5 protein-coding genes and 1 pseudogene are annotated in these 4,483 nt (G+C 73.5%); all 6 read right to left on the minus strand.

Annotated elements, in window-relative coordinates; genetic code table 11:
* Positions 1-193: pseudogene (locus tag H5J30_RS18820) on the minus strand (kynureninase); the annotation flags it as partial.
* Entirely contained in the window at positions 186-1,094 is a 909-nt protein-coding gene (locus tag H5J30_RS18825) for a tryptophan 2,3-dioxygenase family protein (protein WP_181788585.1), read from the minus strand. The pseudogene H5J30_RS18820 and the gene H5J30_RS18825, both read right to left, overlap by 8 nt.
* A gap of 200 nt (positions 1,095-1,294) precedes the next feature.
* Positions 1,295-1,708 (minus strand): DUF3151 domain-containing protein, encoded by a 414-nt coding sequence (locus H5J30_RS18830; protein ID WP_181788586.1) that lies wholly within the window; start codon positions 1,706-1,708, stop codon positions 1,295-1,297.
* A gap of 153 nt (positions 1,709-1,861) precedes the next feature.
* Positions 1,862-2,884, minus strand: coding sequence for a class II fructose-bisphosphate aldolase (gene fbaA, locus H5J30_RS18835; protein ID WP_181788587.1), 1,023 nt, complete (start codon positions 2,882-2,884; stop codon positions 1,862-1,864).
* Positions 2,885-3,071: 187 nt separating this feature from the next.
* On the minus strand, positions 3,072-3,629 hold the full coding sequence (gene pyrE, locus H5J30_RS18840; protein ID WP_181788588.1) for an orotate phosphoribosyltransferase: 558 nt from the start codon (positions 3,627-3,629) through the stop codon (positions 3,072-3,074).
* A gap of 10 nt (positions 3,630-3,639) precedes the next feature.
* The gene (locus H5J30_RS18845; RefSeq protein WP_181788589.1) at positions 3,640-4,389 is read right to left on the minus strand and encodes an aldose epimerase family protein; all 750 of its coding nucleotides are present in this window, start codon (positions 4,387-4,389) and stop codon (positions 3,640-3,642) included.
* Positions 4,390-4,483: the final 94 nt, after the last annotated feature.

Here is a 4,483-nt window from a genome sequence, read left to right on the forward strand (position 1 = left end):
GCCCTGCGCCGGGCGGCCCCGGGTGGGGCGTGCCCGCGCCCGGCTGCCCCGCGTCGTCGAGGACGAACTCCGTCCGCTTCGCCCGCAGCGGGTCCGCCAGATCCAGCTCCGCCGCCCGCTTCGCCAGCCCCGCGAACGCCGCCGCCGACCCGCCGCCGGCCCGCGCGCCCCCGGGCCCGTACGCCTCAGACATGGCTCCGCGCCGTCCACAGCTCGGGGAACACCTGCTTCGCCGCGCGCTTCTCCAGCCACGCCACCCCCGCGGAGCCGCCCGTGCCGACCTTGCCGCCCATCGCGCGGCGGGTGGCCACGAGGTGGTCGTTGCGCCAGCGCCACACCAGCTCGGCGATGTCCGTCAGCACCTCGCCGAGCTTGATCAGACCGGAGTCCTGCGGCCCCGCGTAGACCGCCGCCCAGGCGGCCTCGACCTCGGGGTGCGGCTCGTACCGCAGCGCCGGGTCGCGGTCCAGGACGGCGGCCGACAGCGGGTGGCCCTTGGCGTCCAGGTAGCGCAGCACCTCGTCGTAGAGGCTGGGCTCGCCGAGCTGCTTCTCCAGCTCGTCGTGCACCCGCGGGGCGCCGCGGTGCGGCACGAGCATCGACGCGGACTTCTCGCCGAGCAGGAACTCCATCCGCCGGTACATCGCCGACTGGAAGCCGGAGCCCTCGCCGAGCGCGGCGCGGTAGGAGTTGAACTGCCGCGGTGTGAGCCGCGCCAGCGGCTCCCAGGAGGCGTTCAGCGAGCGCAGCTCGTACGTGCTGCGCCGCAGCGCCGCCAGCGCCACCGGCAGGTCGTCGCGGCGCAGCGCCTCGGCCGCGGTCTCCCACTCGTGCACGACGACGGTGAACCACAGCTCCATGACCTGCGTGGTCACCAGGAAGACCAGCTCGCCGGGGTCGTCCGAGAGCGGGTGCTGCAGATGGGTGAGGACGTCCGCCTGGACGTAGTCCTCGTACGGAGTGGTGCCCCGGAAGTCGAGGTTCGGGGGCTGGTGCCCGTCAGGAGGCCGGTGACCATCCGGGGTCTGGCGACCCTCCGGGGTCTGGTGACCGTCGGTCTCCGCGGGCAGGGGGTCGTGAGCACGGCTGTCCATGAGCTGTCTCCCACACATGAGCCACCGGGTAGCGGTCCGCCCCTTCCTGCCGGCAACAGGGCCCCGGTCCCCTCGGGTACGGCGGCATCCGGTGCGCCGTACCCACTTCGCATCATCCGCGGCGGCGCGGCGGGAGGCAAGAGCAGCCGACCGGGCCGGGGCGGACGCGGCCGGCCCTGGTCAGCCCCCGGCCCGGCCCGTCAGGAGAGGGTTTCCGCCGCGGTCGGCGAGCTGTCGCGCAGGAACGTGCTGCACCGCTCGTACTCCTCGGTCTCGCCGATGGCCTGCGCGGCGCGGGCGAGGGCGGCGAGGGCGCGCAGGAAGCCGCGGTTCGGCTCGTGCTCCCACGGCACCGGGCCCTGGCCCTTCCAGCCGTTGCGGCGGAGGGAGTCCAGCCCGCGGTGGTAGCCGGTGCGCGCGTACGCGTACGACTCGACGGCGCGGCCGGCCTCGAAAGCCTCGTCCGCGAGCTGCGCCCAGGCCAGCGAGGACGCCGGGAACTTCGCCGCCACCTCGGACGGGGCGGCGCCGCTCGCGAGCAGGTCGCGCGGTCCGGGGTCCTCGGGCAGGTAGGTGGGGGGTGGGCCGCCGAGGAGGTTCTCGTGAATCGCCATGGGTTCCAGCCTGCCATGGCCGCGCGCGGCGGTGACCGCCGCGGCCGGTACGGACGTACTTCTCAGCGAAACCTCACGTCTCGATCACCTCGCGGACACCCCCCGGCGGGGCCGGCAGCCGGGGCCGGCAGCCGGGGCGGTGCCCGCGCGGTGCTACTTCAGCTTCGTGCCCGTCGAGCGCAGGTGCTCGCACGCGGTCCGCACGCGCTCGGCCATCGACGCCTCGGCGAGCTTGCCCCAGGCGCGCGGGTCGTACGCCTTCTTGTTGCCCACCTCGCCGTCGACCTTCAGCACGCCGTCGTAGTTCTGGAACATGTGCGCCGCGACGGGGCGGGTGAAGGCGTACTGCGTGTCCGTGTCGATGTTCATCTTGACCACGCCGTTGTCCAGCGCCGTTGCGATCTCCTCCTCGGAGGAGCCGGAGCCGCCGTGGAAGACGAAGTCGAACGGGCTCTGCTTGCCGTACTTCGCGCCGACGCCCTCCTGGAGGTCCTTCAGCAGCTCGGGCCGGAGCACGACGTTCCCCGGCTTGTAGACCCCGTGCACGTTGCCGAAGGAGGCCGCCAGCAGATACCGGCCCTGCTCGCCCAGGCCCAGCGCCTCGGCCGTGCGCAGCGCGTCGTCCACCGTCGTGTACAGCTCGTCGTTGATCTCGTGGGTGACGCCGTCCTCCTCGCCGCCGGTCGGGGTGATCTCGACCTCAAGGATGATCTTCGCGGCGGCGGCGCGGGGCAGCAGCTCCTGCGCGAGGGACAGGTTGTCCGCGAGGGTCTCGGCGGAGCCGTCCCACATGTGCGACTGGAACAGCGGGTTCTCCCCGCGGGCGACGCGCTCCTCGGAGGCGGCGAGCAGCGGGCGCACGTACCCGTCGAGCTTGTCCTTGGGGCAGTGGTCGGTGTGCAGGGCGACGTTGACCGGGTACTTCGCGGCGACGATCACCGCGTACTCGGCGAGGGCGACCGCGCCCGTGACCATGTCCTTGCTGTACTGCCCGCCCAGGAACTCGGCGCCGCCCGTGGAGATCTGGACGATCCCGTCGCTCTCGGCCTCGGCGAAGCCGCGCAGCGCGGCGTGCAAGGTCTGCGACGAGGTGACGTTGATGGCCGGGTAGGCGAACTTGCCTGCCTTCGCCCGGTCCAGCATCTCGTTGTAGACCTCGGGGGTTGCGATGGGCATCTGTCCGCTCCTTGGAGACGTGCGGGTGTCTGCTTGGTCTGCACGCGGTGGTCTGCATGCGTGTACGAGTGCGGCCGGCTCCGTTGCCGTGGCGCCCCTGGAGTGCCCCCATCCTTCCAGATCCGCGCCCGGGCTTCCCCGCCCTGTGGACAACCTCGCGTCGCCCCGCGCGGCCGTGCCGTACGGCTCAGCCGAGTCCCAGGTCGGTGAGCCCGTAGGCGTACACGTACGGCACGCCCGCCGTGTCGCGCACCCGCTCCGCCGCGCCCGTGTCGCGGTCCACGATGGTGGCGACGGCGACCACCTCGGCGCCCGCCTCGCGCACCGCCTCGACGGCGGTCAGCGCGGACCCGCCCGTCGTCGAGGTGTCCTCGACGACCAGCACCCGGCGCCCCGCGATGTCCGGGCCCTCGATACGGCGTTGCATGCCGTGCGTCTTGCTCGCCTTGCGCACGACGAAGGCGTCGAGCGGACGCGCGCGGCCGCCCGCCGCGGCGGAGGCGTGCAGCATGGCGTCGGCGATGGGGTCGGCGCCGAGGGTGAGGCCGCCGACGGCGTCGTAGTCGAACTCCGCGGCGAGGTCGAGCATGACGCGGCCGACGAGCGGCGCGGCGGCGCCGTCCAGGGTGATCCGGCGCAGGTCGAGGTAGTAGTCGGCCTCGATGCCGGAGGAGAGGGTCACCTTGCCGTGCACGACGGCCTTGTCCTTGATCTGACCCAGCAGGTCGGCGTGTGCGTCGCTCATGGCGGTGAGCCTAACCGAGCGTGCGCCACGCCCAAGTGGTCGACAGCTCCAGCGGCTCGATGGGGGTGACCAGGCGGGGGTGGGTGTTGAGCCCGTTGGGCGGGCCGGACTGCGGCTCCACGCAGACGGCCTCGGGCTGCTCGTCGTAGAGGACGGCCCACTCCGCGCGGCTGCTGACGGTCAGCTCCAGCCGGCCGGGCCAGGTGAGCGTCACCTCGACGCCGTCGGGCATGCCGAAGCAGTCGTCCCACGGGCCGGGCTGCGGCTCGATGCGCTTGCCGGTGGGGAGGTGGTCCTCGCCGCGCTGCTCCTGCCAGGCGGCGGAGAAGTCGATGCGTACGCCGGGATCGTCCGCCGAGAGGCGGCGTACGAACCAGGGGTGCCAGCCGACCTGCGCGGGGAAGGAGTCGCCGGCGGTCTCCACGGCGAGCGTGAGCGTCACCTTGTCGGGCTCCAGCTCGACCAGCTGGGTCACGCGCCCCGGATACGGCCAGGGGTCGGCGAGGTCGTACGAGAACGCCGCGGCGGCGTCGTCGGCGCGCAGCGTGCGCCAGGCGGTGCTGCGGCCGGTGCCGTGGATGGCGTGCGGCGGGGCGTCGGCGGGGAGGCGGTGCTTGACGCCGCCGTTGCGGAACTCGCCCAGCTCCAGGCGGCCGCAGAAGGGGACCATGGGGAAGCAGCCGTAGCGGTCGCCGGCCCGCAGCAGCTCGGCACCGGCCACGCGGAGGCTCGCGACCCGGCAGCCGTTGCGGGGATCCATCGTCAACTCGGCGTCACCGGCGGTGAGACGTGTGGGCACGCGTCGAGCCTAGACGAGAGGGCACCCGACCGACCGGGCAGGCCCGCCGAGGGGC

It is taken from the genome of Streptomyces phytophilus (assembly GCF_013870535.1).
Taxonomy (GTDB): domain Bacteria; phylum Actinomycetota; class Actinomycetes; order Streptomycetales; family Streptomycetaceae; genus Streptomyces; species Streptomyces phytophilus.

Coding starts and splice junctions, on each gene's coding strand:
- fbaA (WP_181788587.1), bottom strand. CDS start 2,884: ATGCCCATCGCAACCCCCGAGGTCTACAACGAGATGCTGGACCGGGCG.
- H5J30_RS18825 (WP_181788585.1), bottom strand. CDS start 1,094: ATGGACAGCCGTGCTCACGACCCCCTGCCCGCGGAGACCGACGGTCAC.
- H5J30_RS18830 (WP_181788586.1), bottom strand. CDS start 1,708: ATGGCGATTCACGAGAACCTCCTCGGCGGCCCACCCCCCACCTACCTG.
- H5J30_RS18845 (WP_181788589.1), bottom strand. CDS start 4,389: ATGGATCCCCGCAACGGCTGCCGGGTCGCGAGCCTCCGCGTGGCCGGT.
- pyrE (WP_181788588.1), bottom strand. CDS start 3,629: ATGAGCGACGCACACGCCGACCTGCTGGGTCAGATCAAGGACAAGGCC.